Source organism: Embleya sp. NBC_00888, assembly GCF_045207655.1.
Taxonomy (GTDB): Bacteria; Actinomycetota; Actinomycetes; order Streptomycetales; family Streptomycetaceae; genus Embleya.
Genome location: NZ_CP108785.1, coordinates 5,681,395 through 5,707,111 on the forward strand (window position 1 = coordinate 5,681,395; position 25,717 = coordinate 5,707,111).

12 protein-coding genes and 1 pseudogene are annotated in these 25,717 nt (G+C 69.3%); 7 read left to right on the forward strand and 6 right to left on the reverse strand.

The window, feature by feature from the left end:
* Positions 1-274: 274 nt before the first annotated feature.
* The 3 genes from OG948_RS59420 to OG948_RS59430 form a co-directional block, all read right to left on the reverse strand.
* The gene (locus OG948_RS59420; protein WP_331773362.1) at positions 275-3,037 is read right to left on the reverse strand and encodes a Helicase associated domain protein; all 2,763 of its coding nucleotides are present in this window, start codon (positions 3,035-3,037) and stop codon (positions 275-277) included.
* Positions 3,038-3,469: 432 nt separating this feature from the next.
* Positions 3,470-3,796, reverse strand: coding sequence for a type II toxin-antitoxin system PemK/MazF family toxin (locus OG948_RS59425; protein WP_331773363.1), 327 nt, complete (start codon positions 3,794-3,796; stop codon positions 3,470-3,472).
* A gap of 23 nt (positions 3,797-3,819) precedes the next feature.
* Complete coding sequence (locus OG948_RS59430; RefSeq protein ID WP_331773364.1) at positions 3,820-4,128, reverse strand: hypothetical protein; 309 nt, start codon at positions 4,126-4,128, stop codon at positions 3,820-3,822.
* Positions 4,129-5,420: 1,292 nt separating this feature from the next.
* Between OG948_RS59430 and OG948_RS59435 the strand changes: the two genes are divergently transcribed.
* A complete protein-coding gene (locus OG948_RS59435) occupies positions 5,421-5,903 on the forward strand; it encodes an excalibur calcium-binding domain-containing protein (protein ID WP_331773365.1) in 483 nt (160 codons plus the stop codon).
* Between the two features lie 558 nt (positions 5,904-6,461).
* Here OG948_RS59435 and OG948_RS59440 read toward each other — a convergent pair.
* Entirely contained in the window at positions 6,462-11,543 is a 5,082-nt protein-coding gene (locus OG948_RS59440; RefSeq protein WP_331773366.1) for an FG-GAP-like repeat-containing protein, read from the reverse strand.
* A 424-nt stretch (positions 11,544-11,967) separates the two neighbouring features.
* On the opposite strand from OG948_RS59440, the gene OG948_RS59445 reads away from it, so the two are divergent.
* The 3 genes from OG948_RS59445 to OG948_RS59455 all read left to right on the forward strand — a co-directional run bounded on the left by OG948_RS59445 (position 11,968) and on the right by OG948_RS59455 (position 20,678).
* Positions 11,968-18,912, forward strand: coding sequence for a polymorphic toxin-type HINT domain-containing protein (locus OG948_RS59445; protein ID WP_331773367.1), 6,945 nt, complete (start codon positions 11,968-11,970; stop codon positions 18,910-18,912).
* Between the two features lie 51 nt (positions 18,913-18,963).
* Positions 18,964-19,356 (forward strand): hypothetical protein, encoded by a 393-nt coding sequence (locus OG948_RS59450; RefSeq protein ID WP_331773368.1) that lies wholly within the window; start codon positions 18,964-18,966, stop codon positions 19,354-19,356.
* A gap of 908 nt (positions 19,357-20,264) precedes the next feature.
* The gene (locus tag OG948_RS59455) at positions 20,265-20,678 is read left to right on the forward strand and encodes a reverse transcriptase domain-containing protein (protein ID WP_331773659.1); all 414 of its coding nucleotides are present in this window, start codon (positions 20,265-20,267) and stop codon (positions 20,676-20,678) included.
* Between the two features lie 474 nt (positions 20,679-21,152).
* Here OG948_RS59455 and OG948_RS59460 read toward each other — a convergent pair.
* Positions 21,153-22,277: pseudogene (locus OG948_RS59460) on the reverse strand (recombinase family protein); the annotation flags it as partial.
* 231 nt (positions 22,278-22,508) lie between these two features.
* On the opposite strand from OG948_RS59460, the gene OG948_RS59465 reads away from it, so the two are divergent.
* Positions 22,509-23,279, forward strand: a complete 771-nt coding sequence (locus OG948_RS59465; RefSeq protein WP_331773369.1) for a group II intron maturase-specific domain-containing protein — start codon at positions 22,509-22,511, stop codon at positions 23,277-23,279.
* A 390-nt stretch (positions 23,280-23,669) separates the two neighbouring features.
* Here OG948_RS59465 and OG948_RS59470 read toward each other — a convergent pair whose 3' ends face one another.
* Positions 23,670-24,530, reverse strand: a complete 861-nt coding sequence (locus OG948_RS59470) for a DEAD/DEAH box helicase family protein (protein WP_331773370.1) — start codon at positions 24,528-24,530, stop codon at positions 23,670-23,672.
* A gap of 277 nt (positions 24,531-24,807) precedes the next feature.
* Here OG948_RS59470 and OG948_RS59475 point away from each other — a divergent pair, with 277 nt between their 5' ends.
* Both OG948_RS59475 and OG948_RS59480 read left to right on the forward strand, forming a co-directional pair.
* Positions 24,808-25,014, forward strand: a complete 207-nt coding sequence (locus tag OG948_RS59475; protein WP_331773371.1) for a type II toxin-antitoxin system VapB family antitoxin — start codon at positions 24,808-24,810, stop codon at positions 25,012-25,014.
* A gap of 2 nt (positions 25,015-25,016) precedes the next feature.
* The gene (locus OG948_RS59480; RefSeq protein ID WP_331773372.1) at positions 25,017-25,436 is read left to right on the forward strand and encodes a PIN domain nuclease; all 420 of its coding nucleotides are present in this window, start codon (positions 25,017-25,019) and stop codon (positions 25,434-25,436) included.
* Positions 25,437-25,717 lie beyond the last annotated feature (281 nt).

Sequence of the window (25,717 nt, forward strand, 5' to 3'; positions counted from 1 at the left end):
AGGAATGGCTCCGGCCACGCGTTGCCGCGGCCGGAGCCATTCCCCGTCATCCTTCGCGGGGCACAGCCCGCACAACACGCCACGAGGCGAAAAGTGTGGACCCCACGAAGGGCACCCACCCACCCTCGCACCAAACCGACCCCCTACGCGGGCGGTTCATCCGAACGAGACGAACACGCCCCTCCGGCGGACAAACCGGCCACCCGGCCCCGGACCCGGAGCCGGGCGCACCGACCCAGCGACCTCGAGTCCCACCCGGCCCGACGCCCGAAACTCACGCCCACCGCATCCCGAGCGCGGAAAGCGCGTCGAGCCGCTCGGGCGGGTACGTGGCGCGCCGTTGTCGCGCGTTCGCGAGGGCAACCCCCAACTTGACCCGGTGCGCCTCGCCGCCGTGTTCAACGGACTCGACGTGCTTGCGCGGGACGGTGAGGTGCCCCTCGCGCTCCCGAAACGCCGCCGCCGCCGCGAGGGTGAGCGCCCACCGATCCGCCCGCACCACCCCTGCCGCCGACATCGCGGGCTGCTCCTTCTGCTCGGTGACGTGGACACCCACACCCGCCAACGCCTCCCGCTGCGCCGGTGTCAGACCCGCCCCGCTGCGCCGTTGCCGTTGGAGCCATGCTCCGACGTCCTCGCCGCCGACGGTGTGTCCGGGCACCAGGTCGTCGACGCTGCCGCCGGCCTCGGTGTGCAGGCGTACTGCGGCGAGCACGCGTTGCCAGTCCAGTGACCACCGCTGGGCGGGGTCGGGTCGTCCGGTGGAGTTCCAGTCGGGGTCGATCTCGGCCAGCCTCGCCCAGCGTTCGCGCCATCGTTCGGGGTTCTTGCGTGTCTCCAGAGGCCGTCGGCAGTTGGCGAGGAATTGCCCGACGGGGTACCCGTTGATCGCGGCCGGCTTGGGCGCCGCCAGGTGCCCGTGGACGGCGAAGTGCGCGCGGCTTATGGCCAGCCCGTCCTCGAAGGCGGTGTCGTCGGTGTTCCACACCATCCCCAACCCCTCCAGCAGCTCGATCCGGTGCGGGGTGATCGACCCCTCCGCCCGGGCCCGCCGCTGGTCCCCGATCCATTGCCCGAGTGGGTACGAGGTCCCGGTTTCGCTGTCGTAGTCGATGCTCTCCAGCGGCACCCGCAGGTGGCCGTGGGCCGTGTGCCAGCGTTTGGCGGCCTGGTATCCCCGGCGCCAGTCGCGGCGTTCGGGGTTGATCACGCGCAGGTTGATGAAGTCGCGGAGCAGGGTGGGGTCGCGGTCGGTCATGAACCGCACCAGGAACCGCTCCTCCTTACCGCCGGCGTCGCTTTCGTCGCCGTCACCGGGCTCGACGTCGCCCCGTTCCTCGATGTCCTCGGTATCGGTCAACGCCCTCGCCCAGGTCTTCGGTCCGCTGGGAGCGGGTGTGGCGAGCATGTCCAGGACGCGTGCGTCGTGCGCGGCCAGGGCGTGCAGGGTGCGCACCAGCGGGTGGTAGCTGTCGGACACGAGCATGTCGTCGGGTCGTTCCCCGGGGGCGAGGAAGACGGGGACGATGATGGTGGCGGTGCGTCCCTCGCCCGGATTCTGGCGCAGGGCTCGGCCGATGGCCTGGACGATCTCCACGATGCTGAACTTGGGGTCCATGAAGGCCACCGCGCGGGCCCGCAGGTCCACGCCCTCGGCCAACACGCGCACGTTGCTGAGGACCGCACGGCGGGCGATGGTGCCGTGGGGGTCGGCGCGTTCGACGAACCGAGCCAGGACATCGCGCCGGTGGTCGGCGGGGTGTTCGCCGCTCAACCAGTCCGTCCACACGTACGCGGGATGACGCCCCGGGTCGTCCTGGTGCAGGCGCGCGGCCACGTCCGGCAGGCTCGCCGCACAGGCCTGGGCCTCCAGGGTGCGGGAGTGGTAGGCGATGACGGTGTCGAGGTCGTCGTCGGCCGCGGCGCGCAGGAGCGCGGTCTGCAGCGCGACCAGACGCGCTGCCCGGTACTGCTCGACCTCGTCGATACTGCGCCGGCCGAGGCCCCGGTTGAGGTCGCTGCCGGTGGCCGCCGCGAGCTCCTGGACCTGCGGATCGGTGATCTCCACCACGACCACCCTCGGCCTCGCGATCAGGCCCATACGGGATGCAGCGGCGAGTTCCAGGCGGTGGACGACGGGACCGAAGATCGCCTCGTCGTCCATCGACGCCACCGCGCGGGCCTTCAGCGCCGAGTGCACCGGCCGTCCGCCCCGAACCCGGACCGGCCGATCGTCCCCGCCTCCCTCGGCCCACTCCTCGGTGTCGCCCTCGCCGACCGCGGGGTCGAGGTCCTCCCACACGTCGTCCTCGGCCAAGGCCGGGGGCAGTTCGGGGTCGGCGTCCGAGGTGGTGGCCTCGCTGTAGGCGCTGTTCCCGGGCGGCTCCCACACCCGGGGTGTGGCGGTGAGGTAGAGCCGGCGCGCGGCGGGGAGGCGGGTGTTGTCGTGGACGGCGGCCCATTCCTTCCCGATCGATCCGCTGGTGCGGTGGGCCTCGTCGACGATCACGAGGTCGAATCCGGCCAGGGCGAGGCCGTAGACGCCCGCTTGGGCGGTCAGGACGGCGCCCAGCGACTGGTACGTGGCGTACACCGTCAAAGGCCCCTGGGCACTGGCCCACAGGGCGAGTCGTGGTGCGCTGGTGGTGCACCGCACCCCGGCTTCGTCCAGGGTGGGATCGTTGGCCAGGGAGCACACGGCGATCTGCGTTCCCGCGGTGCGCCCGGCGTTTCGCCAGGCCGTGACGGTCTGGGTCAGCAGATCGAGGGTGGGGACCAGGACCAGCGCCCGCCCGCGCGGCGCGAGGGCTGCGGCCACGGCTGCGGCGATCCTCGTCTTGCCGGTGCCGCAGGCCATCGCCACGGTGGCCCTGGTGCCACCGTGCGGCCCGTCCGGGGCCGTTTCCACATCCGGGTTCTCCAGGGCGCGGACGATCGCGTCCACGGCCTCGCGCTGGTGCGGGCGCAGCGGCGACACGGGCCGGCGTAGGGGATGTGGTGAGGTCTCGGACGGGAAAAGTGGCAAGGAATGCTGCACGGTGTCTCTCTTGACGTCGCCGGGTCCCGGATCGTGGTCGTGCCAGCGTCTCGGTGTCGTTTCGGTGGAACCGGCAGTCCGACGAGTGCCATACTCCCGCGTCGTGGCCCCGGCTGACACCAGAGTGCGCTCGGCCCTTCGAAACGGCGTCGACGGGTCCGCTTTTTTGGGTCGTGTCCTGGTCGCCGGGCCCCGGCCTCGGGTCGACGGCGCGCGTGGGGGACCGGGGCCACGTGGTCGACCTGCCCGTGCCGGGCGCGACGACTGCCGGGCGACTCGACCGTGTTCGGCACGACGCCGCGCGCTCGTGCGGGTGGGAGGTTCCTCCGTTGCCGGGGACCGGAGACGCAACCCGGCCGAGCGCGCCCATGCCGACGAGGTCCCCACCGGCAATTTCCGATGGGGACCTCGTTCGATGCGGTAGGTGCAATTTTAAAGGGCCAGGGCGGCGCGGAGTCCGACGCCGACGCGTTGCAGGGTGTGCGGGGTGAGACCGCCCATGTCCTTGACGATCTCGTCGCGGAAGATCGTGTGCAGGTCGTCGCACAGGACCCGGCCGACCAGAGGGCGATCGGCCGGATCCAAGACGATGATCGAGGCAAGGTCGGGCTTGGGCGAGGTGGTCAGGCGCACGGCGAGAAAGCCGTCCAGGCGCTGGTTGCGCGCGTTGTTGGAGACGACGAGGAAGGGCTTGGGCCCGATCTCTTCGTCACCCGCGATCAGGTAGACCCGGCCGCGGGTCGGGATGAGGGTGCTCACGTGCGGAACGCGCTCCTTCGGGGTTAAACGACGTCATCCGCGATGCGACGCCTTCGCCGCATCGACTTCGCCACGGCCCTGTCCTCGTCGTCGAGAGACGCCGCGTAGGCGGCGTACCCGGTGAGTTGGGCCTGCTCCTCGACCGCACGGCGACCCAGAACCAGCAAGGCATGTAGGGCGGCGGACTCGTTGCCGGGCTCGGGAAGCCCTGCCTTTGCCAGCAGCACCTTCAATGCTTCGTTCAGGCCCGTGTCGGGTGTGCGCAGCTCGGTGAGTGCGTGGATGTCGTCAGGATTGAGTGGCACTGACTTTCGGATCTTGGTTTCGGACATGGCGCGGACTCCCATATATGTTCAGCACGGCGTTCCGGAAGACGCAGTGCTCGACGGTTCGTCCTTCTCGGGTTCCCGTCGTGGCGCCGTTGCTCCCGGCGCCAGTGGTGGTTCAGCACGGCCCCGCCCTTTGGAGTGGCAGGGCCATCACTGCTACGTCCCAGTGAACCACACGTGATGCACTCCCGGCATCAATATCTGAATCAGATCAAGCAGCACAGTCGTGGTCCGGATCGGTCGTCCCGGGTGCTCGGGTAGTGGCACGCGGACGGGCGCCGATCCGAAAGTGGGGAGGATTCATGTGCTGAATGTCGTGTGAGGTAAGTGGCGAGGAACAGCGGGCGGGTGTCGGCCCGGTGAGTCGTTCCCGGGGCGGTTCGGTGTCGGGTGGCCGCGTGAATGTGTCGCGGCGTATGACAGGTCGTGCCTGGTCACGGCTGTGTGGGCCTTGTTGCGTCATTCCGGTGCGGTTTTCCGGCGTCATGGAGACGACGTCCCGCAAGCCCTGGCGGGTATTGGGCGGCGCGAGGCGTGGGGGCCGTGTTGGAGCATCCAGGTGGCTATTGCGGGCTTCCTGGAGGTATCAGGACGGGCTCGTGGCCGACGTGGAGGCCTTGTTCGGTTCGCATAGGCAAGTCAGTGCCGAACTCGCCCGGGAGGGCCGGAGAGCGTCGGTGGCGGGGCCCGCGGAGCGGGCCGGGTCCAAGCGCCCGGGTCGGGTGGTGCGTGTGAGTTGTCGTGCGGCGGGTTCTTCTCATCGGACCCCCATGGTGCGTGGGCCGCGAAACCGGGATCTGTACTTGTCCGTAGGGGAGTTGGTGGTCTCGTCCCGGCCGGGTGAGTGGGACGGATGCTGCGGGATCGGCCGGCCACCCGGTGAGAATGCCCTGCCCGGCGTGACGGGACGCACCAGGTGGTAGGTCTCGTGTTGTCGTCGGGTGGACTCTCATCGGAGCGTCCATGGGTGCGTGGACGCGGAACCGGGATCCGTCTTTGTCCGTAGGGGAGTTGGTGGTCTCGTCCCGGCCGGGTGAGTGGGACGAGGCCCGGGATCGGCCGGCTACACGGTGGGAATGCCCTGGCCGGCGGGTCGGGACGCGCCAGGTGTTCGAGTGGATGCGGTTACCCCTGGCGGCTGCCCCGGATGCCACCTTTCTCCAGCCTGCGCCCGAACCGCCCGTCGCCGGACAAAGGGCCCGGCACCAGCACCCAACTCCTCGGGTGGCGTGGTGGTGGTCGGGGACGGATGATCGTCGTGACCGTTCGATCACCTTCCGTATTGGAGTTGTGTCGTGCGTATTCGTCATGCCGCCTGCGCGGCCGTTCTGGTCTCCGTCGCCGTGTTGCCGACGGCCTCTTTCGCGCAGGCCGCGCCGGTGGATCGGGACTGCGCGGACTTCGCCACCCGCGAGTTGGCCCAGGCCGCGTTCGATCTCGACCCCTCGGATCCGGAACGCCTGGACGCCGACAACGACGGCCTGGCCTGCGAGGACCGCCCCTCGGGTCCCGGCGGCGCGTCGGCCGCGACCACCCCCGATACCGTTGCCGCGCCCGGAACGACCCCGACCGTCCCGGCCCCGGCCGGTGTCGTCGAGGCGGCCGAGGCGGTGACCGGTGGCACGCCCGTCGGCGGTGTGGACACCGGCTTCGGGCCGGTCACCCACGACGACGACGCCTGGTCGGCGGCGGGAGCCGCCTTGATCGGCGGTGGTGCGTTGACCGGTGTCGGTGCCTTCCTGGTCCGCCGTCGGCGCACGTCCTCGAACGTGGCCTGAGCAAAGGACCGAGCGCCGGGGCATCGGCGTGGGCGTTGTCGGATGGTGCCGACCCGACCGGTGGACCGAGGCGATCGCGGACCGGATCCGCGGGGCAAGCCGGCCCGAACCCGTACGCGAGCGCCCGGCCCGTCCCTGCGTCCGATTGCTCGCGCGACGAAAAGAACGGCTCCGACCGCGTGTTGCCGCGGTCGGAGCCGTGTCCTGTCGTCCGTCGCGGGGCACAGCCCGCACAACGCGCCGCCGGCGAACGTGTGGACCCCGCGATGGGGACCCGCTCACGGTTACGGCAACCCGGCCCCCGGCGTGGGCGCCGATCGAGACGAACGAGCCCGCCCGAACGGGTGAACAGGCCGGCCGGTGGCGCACCCGGGACCGATCCGCGCATCCGGCCCGGCACGCATGGCCGGCCGCCCTACCGCGAACAGCACTCACCCACGGCGGCGGCAACCCGGCCCGAAGCGCGCGGACTTCACACCCGAAATGGGCGGAGCCCGGCGCGGGTGTGCGCCGGGCTCCGTTTGTTGGCACGGGTCGGGTCGGTGTGCGGTGTCGTGGTTACCAGGTGCCGGGTGGGGCGCGCCATCCTTGGGGGGCGCGGGTGAGGGTGCCGTCGGGGTTGGCGAGGAGTGCGTCGAGGGTGGTGGAGCCGTCGGTCCATTCGTACATGGCGGTGAGGTCGTCGCGTCCGTCGCCGTTGTAGTCGCCGGTCAGGGGCCATGCGGCGCTGGTTGCCCAGGTGCCGGGGGCGGAGCGCCAGGCGACGCTGGGGTCGGTGAACAGTCCCGCCGCGGTGCTGGGGAAGGTCCGGTATTCGGTCGTGCCGCCGCCGAGGTCGTACATGGCGCCGAGTTCGACGTGGTGGTCGCCGTTGTGGTCGCCGGTGGTGAGTTGAACCTTGTTCCAGTCCCACGCTCCGGGGGCTGCGCGCCAGGACTGTACGGGTGCGGCGAGTTTCCCGTCGGGTTGGGCGAGGAGGGTGTGGAGGGTGACGCTTGTGTCGGCCCAGCCGTACAGGGCGGCGATGTCGGTGCGTCCGTCGCCGTTGTAGTCGCCGACGGTGTATTTGGCGGAGCCGGCGTTCCAGGTGCCGGGCGGGGACTGCCAGCCGGGTACGGGGGTGTCGAAGGCGCCATCGCTGCGGATGATCCAGGTGTGGACGGAGGTGGTGCCGCCGGCGGGGTCGATGACCTGGGCGAAGATCATGGCGACGTCGTCCTTGCCGTCGCCGTTGTAGTCGCCGGCCAGGATGGCGGCCCTGTTCCAGTCCCAGTTCCCGGCGGGTGTGACGTAGCCGGGGATCGGGTCGGAGAAGACGCCGCCGGGGTGGGCGATGAATTTGAACAGCGAGGTGCTGCCGTCGGTCCACACGTACAGGGCGGCGATGTCGTCGCGCCCGTCGCCGTCGAAGTCCCCGACGCTGTACTTGGTGCGTCCGACGTCGAAGTGCCCGGCGAGGCTGACCCACGCCTGGCGGGGCGCGCCGAAGCTGCCGTCGGCGTTGCCGGGGGAGACGAAGAACGCGGTGGTGGCCTGGCCGTGGTCGTAGACGGTCAGCACGTCGTCGCGTCCGTCGCCGTCGAAGTCGCCGGAGTATTCGTTGCGTTGCGCGCTCGTGCCGTCGCCCGGGCGGTGGTCGACGGCGGCGCCGGTGACGGAGTTCCAGCGGACGTAGCCGCCCTGGAAGTCACCGCGACGCCCGCCGGCGATGTCGTACTCGTCGCTGGTGGGGAACCCGAGGTATCCCTGTTCCCAGCCGAGCGTGGCCCACCGGTTGCGGATGCTGCCGTAGACGGCCCACGCCCCGTTGTTCGGGCTGGTGTAGACGGAGCCGTTGTCGGCGCTCGCGCCGGGGGTGCGGAAGTGGGTGTATGTGCCGGGTTTGGTGGGGGTGTTCGCGATGTCGGTGGCGGGGAAGCCGAGGGTGCCGCGGGGGCCTCCGGTGGCCTGCCAGCGGTTGTAGGTCTCCCCGCTGATCACATGCGCGCCGGTGTCGCCGGTCCAGGTGACGGCGCCGGCTCCGGTGGTGGTTGTGCCGGCGTAGTGGGTGATCTGGCCGACGACGGTGCCGGCGCCGTCGCGGACGGTGGTCTCGTCGGAGACGGGGTATCCGAGCGGCCCGTTGAGGGCGCCGCTCTGGAGCCACTTCGTGCGGGTGTCACCGCGCTGGGACCAGGCGCCGGTGGTGGGGGACCAGTTGATGTGGGCGTTGGTGGTGCCGTCGTTCGCGGATCCCTGGAAGTCGGCGTACTTGCCGATGCCGCCGTCGTCGACCACGCCGCTGGTGGGAAGCCGGAGCGGCCCGGTGGGCCCGCCGGTGGCCTTGTACTTGGCCAGGATCGGCCCGCACAGGTCGAGTTTGATGTTCGGGTTCCCCGCCGAGGGGAACTTCTCGCAGGTGGTCCACGGCGTCTGGTTGTCCGCGATCAGCCGCATCGGCCCGAACGCGTTCCCGTCCGGCCCGGGGGTGATCCCGAGTGCGACGTAGAGCCTTCCGTCGGCGGCCTGTCCCCACAGGTCGGCTTTGCCGTCGCCGTCGAGGTCGCCGTCGGAGTTGAGCCTGGGGTAGGCGGCGGCGTCGAACCCGGTCCCGATCGGCGTGCGCGCGGCGGTGTTCCCCAACGCCGTGACGTCGACGCTGCCGTCGGCGTTCTTCTTCGACGCGTACTGGTGGAGCTGTCCGGTGACGCGGTCGCGAGCCCACAGGTCGGGAAGCCCGTCGCCGGTGACGTCGCCGGGGGCGAGGAGGTCGAGGTTCCTCCAGTCGGCGGTGCCCAGGGGGATCGCCTTGTCGAAGGCGCCGCCGGAGGTGTCGCCGTGGAAGAGCCACAGGCCGGCGCTGCCGTCACCGTTGTTCTCGAGGGTGAGCAGGTCCAGGCGCGCGACGCGGGATCCGCTGAGGTCGTTGTCGACATTGCCGGGGGCGAGGATCTGCCGGACCCGGGACCAGTCGGAGGTGTACGCCGCGCAGTTGCCGCCGGGCCGAGTGGGATCGCTGCAGGTTCCGGGGCGGGTGATCACATCGCGGACGGCGCTGGTGAAGTATTGGCCCTGGGCGCCCGCGCCGGCGCTGGAGTAGCGGTAGAGCTGTCCGTTCGCGTGGGCGTACAGGTCGTCGTAGGTGATGCCGGCCCCGCCGCGGTGGGTGATCAGCGATCCCGCCCAGGTGCGTTTCCCATTGGCGTTGGGCGGCCCTTGCAGCGTGCTTGAGGCGATGGTGCCGCCTGCTGCGGGGTCGGTGTCGGCGGCGTACATGCGCAGTGCGCCGGCGTCGTCGACGGTGAGGAGGTCGATGCGCCCGTCGCCGGTGACGTCGCCGAGGGTGGTTTTGGCGTGGGGGTCGGAGGGTGCGTAGAACTTGTAGATGGTGGGTTGGGAGCGGTTGCCGGCCTTGTCGACGGTTTGGGCGTAGAGGGTGTTGGCGCCCCACAGGACGACGGGCAGGGGGTCGGTTCTCCAGATCTTGGTGATGTCGTCCCAGGTGGCGCGGGCGGCGCCGCCGACGGGGATGGTGGCGTTCAGGGCGTATTCGATGGTGTCGACGCCGGAGGCGTTGTCGACGGCGGTGAAGGTGAAGGTGCCTTTGTCGCCGGCGGTCTTGCCTCCGCCGGCCTTCGGGTAGTCGATGCTGTCGACGGTCGGTACCGACGGCGGTGTGCCGTCGATGGTGAAGGTCCGGCCGACGGTGGGGGGCGAGCTCGCGTCGCCGTCGCCGGTTTGGGCGGTCCATCTGTAGGTGTGGCCGTCGAGGAGCAGCCCGACGGGGAGGTCGACGCGGGCCTCGTGGCCGTCTGCGCCCTTGGAGACGAATCCGCTGGTGTGGACGACGGGGTCGCCGTTGCCGACCTCGGTGACGACGAAGTTGGCGTCCAGGGTCTGGACGCGGTCGGGGTCGGTCACGGTGGCGTAGAGGCTGACGCCGCCCACCGCGGGGTTGACGGCGCCGATGTAGCCGTCGTTGCCCGAGGTTCCCCCGTTGACGGGGACGGGCGTCATGCGCAGGTTGGTGGGCTGGTTGGGCGGGGTGTTGTACTCGATGTAGATGAAGTTGTCGGCGGCGTTGCGGGAGAACCGCTTGAACCCGTTGTTGGCCGTGCTCTGGGGGGATTCCTTGCCCTGGACGCTGAGGGTGAGGAACTCCCAGTTGTGGTGCGGGAGCATGTTGGCGGTGATGTCGAAGTCGACCAGGCGATTTCCGCAGTGGGAGTCGACGCTGGAGCTCGGTACCGACGCGGTGCCCCACAGGCCTTGTTCGGTGGGCCTGTTGTCCCAGTTGGTGGCGTTGGTGAGGGTGTCACTGGCCAGGTACAGATAGACGGGCTGGGCGAGGTTTTCCTCGCAGCCGTTCACGGCGGAGTCGACCTGGGTGGTGTTGAAGGTGACGCGCTTGATGACCTTGCCGTTCAGGCGCCCCTGCCAGTTGTAGTCGACCCGGTAGTAGGTGCGTTCCAGGCCGGTCTTGGTGCGCCAGCGCTGGTATCCGGCACCGGGTTGGTAGTCGGTGCGTCCGTAGCCGGGGGTGTCGGGGTAGGCCTCCTGGGCCCAGCCGTAGGTGCTGATGTTGTCGCGGAAGGGGATGGGGGCCCAGCCGGGGTCGATGTAGAGCGGGAACACCGTGTCCGCCGCGCCGAGCAGGCTCGCGTCCGGTGTCAGGGTCAGCGAGGTGCCGGTGACGGCGGCTTCCAGCGGGGCGGTGGTGGCGTGGATACCGGGGCGCCTGTCGGTGGAGACGAGTTCGTCCGCGGGTACCGGAGGGGGCGGGTCCTGCGTCCCGGCCGGCGCGGACGCGGTCTTCGTGCTCCCGGTGGCGGGGGAGGTTTTGGGTGTGCTGCGCGAGTCCCACATCACGGGCGCGGGCGCGGTGAACGCGACCTTGCCGTCGGCCGCCTTGGCGGCCAGTGATCCGTTGGCCGTCTCGGTGACGGTGACGCCGTCGGTGGCCATCCCGAGCCTGAGCGTGGCGAGTTGCGGGTTCTTCGCGGCGGTGGCGGTCTTGACGATGAGGGTGTGGGTGAAGCCGCCCTGTTCGCCGGTGGTGACCTTGAGGTCGACGTCGGGCAGGACACCGGGGTAGAGCGCGCCGTCGCCGGCGAGGACCGGCGTGGGCAGCGTCGTGGGCCAGGTGAAGGTGAGCTTGCGGCCGCCGTTGGTCATCGACGCCAGCAGCGTGGTGCCACCGCCTCCCAGAAGCAGGTCACCGGTCGTGCTGGCCGGCCGCACCGTCCCGTCCGCGGCGCGTGCCAGCGTCGGGTCGAGGTCGCGCCAGACACCGCTTTTCTTCGTCCGCGACGGTTCCACGGTCCGTTCGAGCGCCAGGACGCCGTCGGGCTTCGCGGTGACGGTGTCCGTCTCGGTGGTCAACTCCGGTACGGGGACGGGGACTCCGGTGCGCACGGCCTGCGCGGTCGCCCTTGCCTCGGCCGCGGCCTTCGCCTCGGCCGACGGGGCACCCGCAGCGGCGCTGCCCGCGGTCGAGGTGGAGACCCCGGCGGCGGATGCGGTGGCGGGTGCGTGGTGGGGCGCGGCGCCGGCGGCGCCGGCGGCGCCGGCGGCGCACGTCATCGACAAGGTGACGAGTCCGCCGACGAGCGCCGACAGTCCTCGTGCGTATGGGCGTGGGCGGGGAGGCGGGTGCCCCATGAAGGGTGCTCCTCGGGAGAGTTGGCGGTGCGGGGCGCGAGCGCGCATAGATGCGCGGAACGTACCGGTTGGCCGGAACCCTTCACCAGGTGACGCAGATCACATCGACTCATTCGATATATCGACAAGGAATCAAGTCTCTCGAAGGCGCTTTCGAATTGCCGAACTATGCCTGCCAACGGGCGATTCGGTCCTGCCGGGGACTCTCGAGCGACCGGTTGGGTTGTAGTGACGAAGCACACATCCACCCACGGGAACTCCCTTTACCCGCAGGGAACTTGCCGCGTACGGTGCGCTCCGTCTGTGATCTTTCGCCTGTTCGGGGGCGGGATCCGTCCTGTCTCGGTGGGGGTTCGTCATGCGTGGTTGGTCGTGGGGATCGAAGTCCCGGCGTGCACGAGGGTCGCGTGCGGCGCGCCTGTTCGTGACGGGTGCGACGGTCCTGGCGCTGACGGCGAGCGTGGGCCCGGCCCAGGCCGTCGACTGGATCGAATCCCGCCCCGACAACGAGGGATGGTCACCACGCGACCTGCCCAAGACGCCTTCCGTCGGCGGAAAGAAGGCACCCAAACCCGACGCGCGACCGATCCCCGGCGACGGCCACCGCTCGTGGAAACCCACCGCGACCACCTGGCCCAAGCCGGCCGAGTCCGAGACCACCCCGGCGCCCGCGTCCAACTTCGTCGCGCGGGGAGGCTCGTCCCTGCTGGCAGCCCCTACCGGCGGCAACGCCCCCGGCACCCCCGTATGGATCACCACCCCCGACACCTCCGCCCGCGGCCCCCTGCGTTCGAACACCTTCGCCGCCCCCGCGACCGGCGCGGCGAGCCCCTCGGGACGGCTCAAGGTCACCGTCGCCGACCACGCCGCGGCCGAGCGGGCCGGCGTCGACGGCGTCCTGATCACCGTCCGCCCCACCGACACCGCCACCGCCCCCGGCAAGGTCACCGTCGGCGTCGACTACGCGGGATTCCGGGACGCGTTCGGCGCCGACTGGTCCTCCCGGCTGCGTCTGGTGTCGATGCCCGAGTGCGCGCTGACCACGCCGGACGTTCCCGCGTGTCGTGTCAAGACGCCGGTGACGGGCGGACGCAACGACCGGGTCAAGAACCGCGTACTCGCCGACGTCGACCTGACTGCGGCCTCGCCCACCACCGCAAAGTCGGCGAACGCTCCCGCTACGGGCGGCGCGATGGTGTTCGCCGCGACGGCGGACGCGTCGGGTCCCTCCGGCGACTACAAGGCGACTTCGCTGTCGCCGTCGGGTCAGTGGTCGGCGGGCGGCAACTCCGGTTCGATGAACTGGTCGTACGCGATCGGCGTGCCGCCCGCGATCGGCGGCACCGCGCCGACCGTGAGTCTGGCCTACAACTCGGGCGCCGTGGACGGCCGCACCACCTCCACCAACAACCAGGCCTCCTGGATCGGCGAGGGCTGGGAATACTCACCCGGGTTCGTCGAGCGCTCCTACCAGTCCTGCGCGCGCGACGGCCAGGACAAGTCCGGCGAGAAGTGCTGGTCCAACCAGAACTCCCTGACGCTGTCCCTGAACGGCAAGTCCTCGACCCTGATCCAGGACGACACCGACAAGACCAAGTGGCGTCTGGAAGGCGACGACGACTCCCGCATCGAACCCCTGACCGGTGCGGTCAACGGTGACGACAACGGCGAGTACTGGCGCCTGACCACCGGCGACGGCGTCCAGTACTACTTCGGCGTGGGCCACAAGCCGGGCGGCAACAACCAGGACACCGCCACCAACTCGACCTGGTCCGCGCCCGTCTACGGCAACAACGCGGGCGAACCCTGCAACAAGACCGCCGGGTTCGACGCGTCCTGGTGCCGGCAGGGGTGGCGCTGGAACCTCGACTACGTCGTGGACCCGCGCGGCGGCATGGTCACCTACTGGTACAACGCCGAGACCAACCGATACACCCGCGGCACGGTCCTGGTCGGCTCCGGCACCCTGACCGAGTACACCCGCGGCGGCACCCTCGCCAAGATCACCTACGGGTCGAAGACCACCGACACCACCCCGCCCACCGCCCAGGTCCTCTTCGACACCGCCGAGCGATGCCTGGTCAAGGACGGGTTCGACTGCGACCCGGCCAAGATGACCAAGGCCAACGCCGCCAAGTGGCCGGACGTACCCGTCGACAAGCAGTGCGCGACGTCGGGCACGTGCGAGGAGCACGGGCAGTCGTTCTTCTCCACCCGCCGCCTCACCAAGATCGTCACCCAGTCCCTCGTCGGAGCCGGCTACCAGACGGTCGACGAATACGCCCTCGGCCAGGACTACCCGGACCCGCAGGACGGCTCCTCCCCGACGCTGTGGCTGAACTCGATCACCCGCACCGCCTGGGACGGCGCCAAGAAGATCGACGTCCCCTCGGTCGACTTCACCGGCGAGTTCATGCACAACCGCGTCGACGCCGGTGGTGACCTGGCGCCGCCGATGAACCGGCGCCGCCTGAAGGGGATCACGAACGAAACCGGCGGCCAGACCACGGTCGTGTACAACACCCCCGAGTGCACCCCGGCCACCCTCCCCACCCCGGACGCCAACACCAAGGCGTGCTACCCGATGTGGTGGAACTACGACGAGGACGCGGAACCGGTCCTGCACTGGTTCCACAAGTACACCGTCGCCGAGGTCACCGAACACGACATCGCAACCACCGCCCCCAACCGCTCCACCCGCTACGAGTACGTCGGCGGCGCCGCATGGCACCGCGACGACTCCGAGCTCACCGAGGACAAGGAAGCCTCCCGGCCCAAGAGCAAGGACCGCCGGACCTGGAACCAGTACCGCGGCTACGGCCAGGTGATCACCCGCTCGGGCGTCGCCCCCGACCCGGTCACCCAGTCCGCGACGTTCTACCTGCGCGGCATGGACGCCGACGTGAGGAAGGACGGCACCACACGCGCCGTCACCCTCACCGACTCCACCGGCGCGTCGATCGTCGACGCGAACCACCACGCCGGATTCGCCTACGAGACGAAGACGTTCACCGGCGACGGCGGCACGGTGGCCGCAACCTCCCTCAGCACGCCGCACGCCTCGGCGGTCACCGCCACCCACGCCCGCGTCCGCGGCCTACCCCCGCTCACGGCCCGCCGCACCGCGACCGAGAAGACCCGGGACCGCAGTCTCCTCGCCGACGGCACCACGTGGCGCGAGACCTCCAAGTCCACCACGTTCGAGCCCGTCCACGGCCTTCCGGAGACGGTCTCGGACAAGGCCGACGGCCTGCCCGAGTACTGCACCAAGACCACCTACGCACACAACACGTCCGCGTGGATCATCGGCAAACCCGCCGAAACCCGGTCTCTGGTGGGCACCTGCGCAACCACGCCGTCCAAGGACACCGTGTACGCGTGGTCACACACCCTCTACGACAACAAGCCTTACGGCGACGTCGGCGCGGTCGGCGACACCACCTCCACCGACGCGGTGATCGACTACAAGGCGGATGGCACCCCGAACTGGGTCACCACCACCAAGTCGGAATACGACGCCTACGGCCGCGTCACCAAGGCCACCGACGCCGAGAACAAGACCACCACGACCGCGTACACCCCTGCCGCGGGCAGCCTGCCCACCACGGTGGCCGTCACCGGCCCCGCCAACTGGACGGCTTCCACCGTCTACGCGGGGGCTCGCAACCTTCCGGTCAAGGCCGTCGACGCCAACGGTCTGGTGATCGAGCAGGAGTACGACACTCTCGGCCGGCTGATCGCGGTGTGGAAACCGGGCCACACCAAACAGGACAACGCGGACCTGCAATTCGCCTACGCGCCCAGCAAGACCGGCCCCTCGGTGGTCACCACCCGCACCCTGAAGCTGAACAAGGACTACGCGGTCTCGCACCGGATCCTCAACAGCTTCCTCCAGGAACGCCAGACCCAATCAGACCCGGTCAACGACGCGGCCGGGCGCATGATCACCGACACCTTCCACGACAGCCTCGGCCGCCCCCACAAGACCAATACGCCCTACCTGAACGAGGACGACCTCCCGAACACGGACCTCTTCGTCGCCAACGACAACGAAGTCCCCGGCCAGAACGCGGTCGTCTACGACGGCATGGGCCGCACCACCGCCCAGACGTTCTCCTCCAAGGCCATCGAGCAGTGGCGCACCACCACCGCCTACGTCGGCGCCGACGAGACCCGGGTCACCCCACCGCCCGGCGGAACCGCGACCCTGTCCATCTCCGACGCCCGCGGCAAACCGAAGGAACTGCGCGAGTACAACGGCGGAGCCCCCACCGGCACCGACTACTCGAAGATCACCTACACCTACACCCCGCGCGAAGAACTCAAGACCGTCACCGACCCGGGCGGCAACACCTGGACCTACACCTACGACTTCCTCGGCCGCAAAACCCACGTCGACGACCCCGACAAGGGCCCGTCCGACACCCGCTACGACCTCGTCGGGCGCGTCACCGGCACCACCGACGCCCGCGGCCAGATCCTCGCCTACACCTACGACGCGCTCGGCCGCAAGACCGCTACCTACAAGGACACGGTCGCCGACGCCAACCTGCTCTCCGAGTGGACGTACGACCGCTACGCCAAGGGCCAGGCGGACGGCTCCTCCCGCTACGTCGGCGGCAAGTCGGGCGCGAAGTACACCAGCGAGATCACCGGGTTCGAACCCGGCACCTACCGCCCCACCGGCACCCGCGTCACCATCCCCTCCGCCGAAGGCAAACTCGCCGGCACCTACACCACCGCCACCACCTACGAGCCGGTCCTGGGCCTGCCAATCAAGACCGACGTCCCCGCCCAGGGCGGTCTCCCTGCCGAGACCCTGAGCAGCACCTACAGCACCCAGGGACTGCGGACCAAGCTCGGCGGCGAACGGGCGTATCTGAACCGTGCAATCTACGACGTCTTCGGCCGCAACATCCGCGCCACCCTCGGCGACGCCCCCCTCCAAGCCGCGTTCACCAGCGCCTACGACCCCGCCACCGGCCGCCTGCTGTCCACCAACTGGGACAAGCAGACCGCGACCACGGCCAGCGTGGACGCCACCTCCTACACCTACAAGCCCAGCGGCGACGTCACCTCCGTCAAGACCGTCCGCGACGGCACCACCACCGACACCCAGTGCTTCGCCTACGACGGCCTGCGCCGCCTCAAGCAGGCCTGGACCGACACCGCCGGCACCACCACCCTGCCCGCCCCCAGCGTCCCCGGTATCGGCGGCTGCGTCACCCAGGCCCCGAGCACGGCGACCGTCGGCGGCCCGGACCCGTACTGGCAGTCCTTCGACTACGACGCGGTCGGCAACCGCACCAAACTCGTCGAACACGACGCGACCGACGACCCGGCCAAGAACGTCACCACCGAGTACGGCTATCGCCCCGGCGCCCAGGCCGGCGACCGCACCCACCGCCTGGAGACCGTCACCCTCAAGACCGGTACCCGCGAGGCCGTCACCACGGGCCTGACCTACGACGCGAACGGCAGCATCAAGACCCGCCCCGGCGCCGACGCCAACCTCCAGACCCTCACCTGGAACGAAGAGGACAAGCTTGCCAAGGTCGCCTCCGCGACCGGCAGCAGCGACTACCTCTACGACGCCGACGGCCAGCGGATCATCCGCCGCGAGGCCGGCAAGACCACTCTCTACCTCGGCAGCGACGAACTCACCACCAACACCGACCAGTCCGGCCCGGTCGTCGGCACCCGCTACTACCCCACGGCCGGCGGCGCCGCCGTCGTGCGCAGCGGCAACGGCGCGATCGTGTACATGGCGGCCGACCACCACGGCACCCCGGTCAGCACCCTCGACTCCGCCACCCTGGACGCAACTCGCCGCCAGTCCAAGCCCTTCGGCGAACCCCGCGGCCCCCAGCCCACCCAGGCCAACGGCCAATGGCCCGACGACAAGGGCTTCCTCGGCAAACCGATGGACGCCACCGGCCTGACCCACGTCGGCGCCCGCGAATACGACCCGGACCTGGGCCGCTTCATCAGCGTCGACCCGATCATGGATCTGACCGACGCGGGCCAGATGCACGGCTACACCTACAGCAACAACAACCCGTTGACGCAGTCCGACCCGTCCGGCATGGCCTACTGCGGCAACGTCATGTCCTGCGACCCGGACCCCGTCTACTGCGGCAACGTCATGGCCTGCGGAGGCTCCGGAACCGACCAGACCACCACCTCGCCCACAGCCCCCGGGGGCACGGCCGGCTGCGTCAGGTACTGCATGGACAAGCCCAAGAAGCCCTCCTCCTCGAACACGGGCAAGGGCAAGGGCAACGACAACCCCTTCGCGAAGGCGTGGGGCGCGGCCAAGAAGAAGACCAGCCAGGCGGCCCACTACGTACAGGACAACTGGAAGAAGGTCGCCCCCATCGTGGCCGGCGGCCTCGCCGAATGGGGCTGCATGGCAGCCGCCGCAAGCGCGGGCGCAGCCACCGCCGGCGCGGCCGCGGTGGGCGGGGCCATGCTGTGCGGCGCACTCGGCAACTCGATCTACGGCGCTCTCGACGACCAGCTCAACCACGGCGACCGCAGCTCCATGGAGTCCCTGGTCAAGATCGCCGGAGACGCGGGCATAGGCGCCCTGACCGGCGGAGCGGCCCAAGGCGTCATCAACAAGTACGCCCGCGTCTGCCACAGCTTCGTCCCCGGCACCGGCGTCCTCATGGCGAACGGCACCACCAAGGCCATTGAGGACGTCCAACCGGGCGACGCCGTCCTGGCCACCGACCCCGAGACCGGCGAGTCCAAGCCCCGCACCGTCCTGGCCGCCATCACCACCGAGGACGACAAGGAATTTGCCGACCTCACGATTAAAACCGAAGACGGCGAAGCCTCTATCATCGCCACCACCAACCACCCCTTCTGGGTCCCCGACCTGAAGGAATGGGTTGACGCAGGCGATCTCAAACCGGGCCAACACCTCCGAAGCCCGGACGGAACATGGATCTGGGTTGAGGCAGTCCGCCGGTTCGGGCAGCCAGCACGCACGCACGACCTCACCGTCGACTATGTCCACACCTATTATGTGTCTGTCGGGACCACGTCGATATTGGTCCACAACGACAATGGAAATGGTGCCGCAGGTCGGCTACCTGACCTCAGTAACACGACGCTTGATGAGGCGGACCGGATCCTAACCCAGCACGGATTTGATCTGCACTCATGGTCGGAGCGGGGATATGTCACCTATAGGGCGAAAGACGGAAGCAAGATCACCCTGAGAGATGCTGACGGTCGCGTTTCGCGATCCGTAGTCGTTGACAACGGGCCGAACACGAAGAACGGGTCAAGGCGCGTTGGGCCCGATGGCAAGAATACTCTGAGTCACGATACGGGAGAGATGATCAAGCCGTTCTGCTAGGCTTCAGTTCATTACTCGGTGTGCGCCGAGTCGGTTCGAATGTGGGGTCGGATGACCATTTTTGAAGATGCGATCCGCGTCGTCGCGACGTGCGAAGGATACGCGTTGCGAAGGACCTCTCTCTCGATTATCTCGGGAGTGGATTCCCTGCAGTTTGAACTCTGTTGGGAGGGCAAGCCCAGCATCGTACTATCACTGGATAATATTCACCACTTCTCGATGAGCGGGGTCCCAGGTGAGGATCAAGAGATTCTCGAGTCGATTTCCATTGAACGCTTGCCGCCCGGCTTGAATCGCTGGCCGGAAGAAATTGCTCGATATAGAGTTCTTGCCGATCCAATCCCGGAACTGATTTGGATTCGGGTGCGAGGACCCTTCTCGATGGACATCGTTTCGGCTTCGATCTCAGTTTATGTTGAAGATTCGAACAGCATGAGTGCCTAACCTCGATGTTTGGTACGCCCAGCAGGATTTGGAGGTTGGCCATGTAGATGGTTGATCACTGGTGCGTAAGCTCGTCGTCGCCTGCCGGTGTGAGTCCGGTCCGGGTAGCTGCCAGGAGGCCCGGTAGCAGGCTGGCGGCGTCGGGGGGAAACGCCCGGCGTCGAAGTCCAGCGTCGAAAGCCCTGTGAAGGGGGAGCAAAGAAGCGGTCCGTAGCATCACGCGAAGTCTGCGGCGTCGTTAGAGGCCCGCCCGTGAGGGTGGGGACAGGGAGAGCCGAGCCCCCGAAATCAGGGCGAAGGCCATGGAAGCGGTGAAGACCCTGGAGGGCAGCCGCGAAGGACTCCCCGGCGTATGGGACACGGAACGTTTCGACGGTGACGACGGGAACTGGGGAGGCCCTCCCCGGCCCGACAGCCTGCGGCAAGAGCGCTGTCGGAAGCATCGCGACCTATAACCGGGTGCACCCCGGGAAGGGGAAGCGGGTCGGGTGGGCGTCGGAGGCGGCCGTAGTACTGCTTGAGCCGGACGGACAACACAACCGTCGGTGAGGGAAGGGCCGCTGCTTCGTCGATGCGTACTGCTGAAGTGGAGGGGCCCGGTGAGTGCCCGCGTGGCTATTCCCGCCGTCGGGGGACGTTCTCCCTCGGATCCGGTCCGTGCCCTCCAGCATGCGCTCTACCGGGCGGCCAAGGCCGATCCCGGACGGCGGTTCCACGCGCTGGGGGACAAGGTCCACCGCAGGGACGTCCTGGCGCGTGCGTGGTCGACGGTGCGTCGCAACAACGGCGCACCGGGCATCGACTCGGTCGATCTCGCGCAGGTCGAGGAGTACGGGGTCGCCCGGCTTCTCGACGAGCCGGCCGCGGAGTTGAAGGACGGCAGGTGGCGACCGCTTCCCGCGCGCCGGGTGTTCATTCCCAAGCCCGGCACCCCGGAGCAAAGGCCCTTGTCGATTCCCGCAGTCCGCGACCGCATCGTGCAGGCGGCACTGAAGTTCGTGCTTGAGCCGGTTTTCGAGGCCGACATGCTGCCTTGCTCGTTTGGGTTCCGGCCCGGGCGCGGCGCGCATGATGCCCTCCAGGTCCTGATCGACGAGTCCTGGCGGGGACGGCGATGGGTCGTCGAGACCGACATCGCCAACTGTTTCGAGGCGATTGACCATGAGAAGTTGATGCACGCGGTCGAGGAACGCGTCTGTGACCGGTCCGTCCTGAAGCTCTTGCGCGCGATGCTGCGGGCCGGAGTGATGGAGGACGGGCAGGTCCGCCGGCCGGTCACCGGTACTCCGCAGGGCGGGGTGGTGACTCCTCCCGCGCAATAGGTAACCCGGGGTGGGGTCGGGGCTGCCGGCTGGGATCGAGTGTCTGATGGTGACCTTCTCGGGGCCGATGAGGACCTCGCGGACCAAGAGTCGGACCACTTTCCGGCGTTCGAGGATGTCGGCGGTGGTGGCCTTCTCGCGCAGGCGGGCGAGGAAGCTCTGGAGGCTCTCGGCGAGCTTGAGTAAGCTCTGGCGGTCGACCGACTGGGCGGCGAGGGCCTCCAGTTGGGTGCGTTGGGCGGTTTCCCGGGCGCGCAGGGCAGGGACGCGGGAGCGGAGTTCGGCCAGGGACAGGAGTTGTTCCTGGTATGCCTCGATCAGCCGGGTGATGGCGATGGTGGTCTTGGCCAGGGCCCGTTCCAGGCGGGCTCGCTGGGCGGTGCCGGGGTCGCCGGCCCGCATCCGGGCCAGGCGCCGGTCGAGCTCCGCCTGAATCAGTGCGGGTGTGGAGACGAGGGCGATCACCTGGTTCCAGACCAGGTCTTCGAGGCGGTCGGCGCGCACGGGGGTGTTGGTGCAGACCTTGCCGTGCTCATAGCGCCAGGCGTCCGAACCCAGGCATCGGTAGTAGCTGATCCGCTTGTTGGTGGTGCGCGTCGAGGTGCGGTAGTAGGCATAGCCGCAGGTTGCGCAGGACACCAGGCTCTGCAGCAGATAGGGGGTCTTGCTGTTGCGAGGGGCGAACCGGGCGTTGTCGGCCAGGCGCCGTTGGGCCAGGGCGAAGACCTCCTCGGTGACCAGCGGCGGGACCGGGATCTCGATCCACTCCTCGCGGGGACGCTCGCGCACCACGGTGGGGCTGTTGGGGGTGGTGCGGCCCTGCAGGCGGGCGGCGCGGTTGAGGACCGCGGTGGCCTCGACGCGCATGGTCTTGGCGAAGGCCGCGCGCCCCGCGTAGGCCGGGTTGCGGAGCATGGCCCAGACCGTCGAGCGGTCCCAGCGCTGTTTGCCGGTGCGGGTGAGTGTGGTGGTGTCCTCGGTGAGCCGGCGGGTCAGGTCGGCCAGCGTGCTGCCTTCGTACGCGTAGCGGCGGAAGACCTCGGCGACCGTGGCGGCCTCGTGCTCGACGATCTCGTAGAGGGCGTCGGCGTGTTCGCCGCGGCGGATGTAGCGGTAGCCGTAGGGGGCGCCGGAGAGCACGTTGACGGTGCCGGTGCGGGCGCGGTGGGCCTTGCCGCGGCGGGTGCGCTCGGCGATCTGGGCCCGCTCGTATTCCGCGATCATGCCTTGGAACTGCACCAGCAGCACGTCCTCGGGGTTGTGGGTGCTGGGGGCCTTGACGAAGCGAACCTCGGTGCCGACCCGGGCCAACTCCTCGATCAGCAGGGCCTGGTGGGCGTACTTGCGGGCCAGACGGTCCGCCGAGTGGCACAGCACCACGTCAACCGGCACCTGCGCGATCAGGTCGCGCAGCCTCTCCAACTGGGGTCGTACCAGCGTCGCCCCCGAGAAGCCGTCGTCGGCGAAGACCCATTCCTCGGGCACGTCGAGCCCGAGCCGTTCGGCGTGCGCGCGCAGCCCGGCGAGCTGGGAGCCGATCGTCTCCTGTTCCTTCTGCTTCGCCGAGGAGACCCGGGCATACAGTGCCGCACTGGTCATGACTGTCACCTTCCGCACCGCTGGGCGCCGGGATCCGTCCCCGCCGTTCGGGAACCAGGCACAGGTAGGCGCCGGCCAACTCGGCCGCGCCGAGACGATCGAAGAGATACTCGGCCTCGGCCCTGCGCTCGGTCATCACCGCACCCGCCCACACCCCACCCGGCGTCGCTGAGCGGAACGGGCACGTCCGGCACCCCGGCGAGCAGCCGTACTACGAACGTAGCGCCGAACATGTCAGCCGTCCCCCTTCCGGCGGGACTGTTCCAGCCGACGGAACGTCAGAACGGCATCGAAGTCGAAGTTACCTACTGCGTGGGAGGAGTCCTATCCCCTTTGTTGGCCAATGTCTTCCTGCACCGGATCGACCGGGCCTGGCAGACGAGGCAGCACGGAGTGCTGGTGCGCTATGCCGATGACGCGGTGGTGATGTGCGCGACCCGGCAGCAGGCCGAAGCCGCCCTGGAGCGGCTGACGTTCCTGCTGGCCGAACTCGGCTTGGAGCCGAAGGCGGCCAAGACCAGGATCGTCCACCTCGAAGTGGGAGGCGAGGGGCTCGACTTCCTCGGCTTCCACCACCGATTGGTGGCCTCCCGGTCGCGCGATGGGAAGCGCCCGGTGACCTTCCTCGCCCGCTGGCCTGCGAACAAGGCCGTGCAGCATGCCCGCGACCGGATCCGTGAACTCACGGAACGGCGCCGACTGCTGCTTCCCGTCGATGTGATCGTGCAGGACGTGAACGCGTTCCTGCGCGGGTGGGCCGCGTATTTCCGGTTCGGGAACTCGGCCCGGCATTTCGACAAGATCGGGTCCTACGCACGGATGCGGTTGGCGGGATTCCTCGCCAAGCGACATCGCCGCAGCCGAGCGTTCGGTTGGTCCGTGGTGGCGTTCGCCTCACGCGGCCGACCGGACCTGATCGGCCTGCACGGGCCCGTCGTTGCACCCAGGCCCTTCCGGGACTGGCGGGGTAGGCCGAATGCCGGTGGTGAACGGCGTCGGTGAGCCGTGTGCGGGAGAACCGCATGCACGGTTCGATGTGGCGGGGGCTGGAAACGGGGCGGACGTACTCTGCCACCGCGCCAGCCCCCGACCCTACATGAGTCCTGAGCCTGGGTGGTGGTTGGTTGGTGTGTGGGTGGGGGTGTGGGCTGGGGTGTTGCAGCTCGCCACCAGCACCGCACGTACGCGGCGATGCTGTGGGCGGCGATGGAGAACCGCGGCTTCGTACAGGCGGCCTGAACCGCTCCGGGTTCGTTAGAGACTCGGGGTTGTGGCGATGACCTGCGGTTTCGGTAGTCCCTGGTAGTGCTTGGCTTCGTATTCGACGGGTGGAACGTGGCCGATCTCACCGTGGAGCCGAATGTGGTTGTACCGATGCGACCGCGCGGGCCTTCAGCGCCGAGTGGACAGGCCGCCCGCCCCGCACACGAACCGGACGATCGTCCCCGCCTTCGTCGTCCCACTCCCCGGTCTCACCCCCGCCGGCCCGGTCGGTGGCCGAGTCGAGGTCCTCCCACACGTCGTCCTGGGCCAGGGCCGGGGGCAGTTCGGGGTTGGTGTCCGAGGTGGTGGCTTCGCTGTAGGCGCTGTTGCCGGGTGGTTCCCACACCCGGGGTGTGGCGGTGAGGTACAGCCGGCGCGCGGTGGGAGTCGGGTGTTGTCGTGGACCGCGGCCCATTCCTTCCCGATCGATCCGCTGGTGCGGTGGGCCTCGTCGACGATCACGAGGTCGAATCCGGCCAGGGCCAGGCCGTAGGCGCCCTGGTGGGCGGTCAGGACGGCGCCCAGCGACTGGTAGGTGGCGAACACCGTCAGCGGCCCCGCACCGGCCGCCCACAGGGCGATTCGGGGTGCGCTGGTGGTGCATCGCACGCCGGCCTCGTCCAGGGTGCGGTCGCCGGCGAGGGAGCACACGGCGATCCGGTTTCCGGCGGTGCGTCCGGCGCCCTGCCAGGCGGTGACGGTCTGGGTCAGCAGATCAAGAGTGGGGACCAGGACCAGCACGCGCCCGCGCGGCGCGAGCGCTGCGGCCACCGCTGCGGCGATCCTCGTCTTGCCGGTGCCGCAGGCCATCACCGCGGTGGCCCGCGCGCCGCCGTGCGGCCCATCCGGGGCCGCGTCGGTCTCGGGGTTTTCCAGGGCGCGGATGATCGCGTCGACGGCTTCGCGCTGGTGCGGGCGGAGCGGTGACAGGGGCCAGCGTGTGGGATGTGGTGAGGTCTCGGCTGGGAAAAGTGGCAAGGATTCCTGCACGGTTTCTCTCCTCGTGGTGCCGGTTCCCGGACCGTGGTCGTGCTGTCGTCTCGGTGTTGCTTGCGGTGGTACCGGTATTTTCGCGGGTGTTGCGCCTGTGAGGGGCCGAGCATGGGCACGCTGCCGCCCCGTGGTCGACGACCCACCACCCCGGATCCCCGACCGTAACCGGGCCCGCCCCCCGGATCGCACGGACGCCACGGATCAGCCTTGATATCAAATATGGACCAGTTTTGATATCATGGGATTGTTTTCCGTCGAGGACAGGGGAGTCTTCATGTCTCGTACGCTCATCGATCTCGACGACGCGTTGCTCGCCGAGGCCCAGGAACACCTCGGGACGAGCACCAAGGTCGCCACGGTGAACGCGGCGCTGCTCGCCGCGGTCAAACTGGCCCGGCGGCGGGAGTTGGCGGACGCGATCGCCTCCGGCGAGTTCGACCTCCTCGACGAGGGCCGCTCCGCCCCACGCGACGTCTCGTGAACGTGAACCGGCAGCGTTACCTGATCGACAAGTCCGCGCTCGCCCGCTGGGGCAAACCCGCCGTGCGCCCCGTCCTGGACGACCTGTCCGAGCGCGGGCTCCTCGCGGTCACCGGGGCGGTGGAAATGGAAGTCCTGCACAGCGCCCGTGACGCTGACGAGGCCGACCGTCTGCACCGCCTGCTCACCGGCTTCGACTACCTGCCCTGTCCGGACGAGGTGTGGGATCGCGCCAAGGACGTGCAGCGCCTGACGGTGGGCAAGGGTTTCCATCGGGCGCTGTCCATGGCCGACCTGCTCATCGCCGCCACTGCGGAGCGCCACGGTGTGGTGGTCCTGCACTACGACGGTGATTACGACATGATCGCCGCCGTCACCGGCCAACCCACCCAATGGGTCGCCCCCGCCGGAACAGCCGACTGACAGCGAGCGCTCCGCGCCCTCTCCGGTCACCCCGTGATTGTGGCACCACGACGGATAGTTCACGTGCATCGCCTACGGACGCTTGGACGCTGTGCCCGGGTGTCTTGCAGTCTGGCCCGGCCGCGATCTGTCAGCCGGTGTCCGCGGTCATCGCCGAGCGGCAGCCAGCCGGATCTGCTGCCTGGATTTCAGCGGCATGGTCTGCTTGTGGGGTCCGGCACAGCAGGCATTCGATTAGAGGTCACAGTGAGCCGCATTGGGGAGGTGGTGCTGTGGGTACT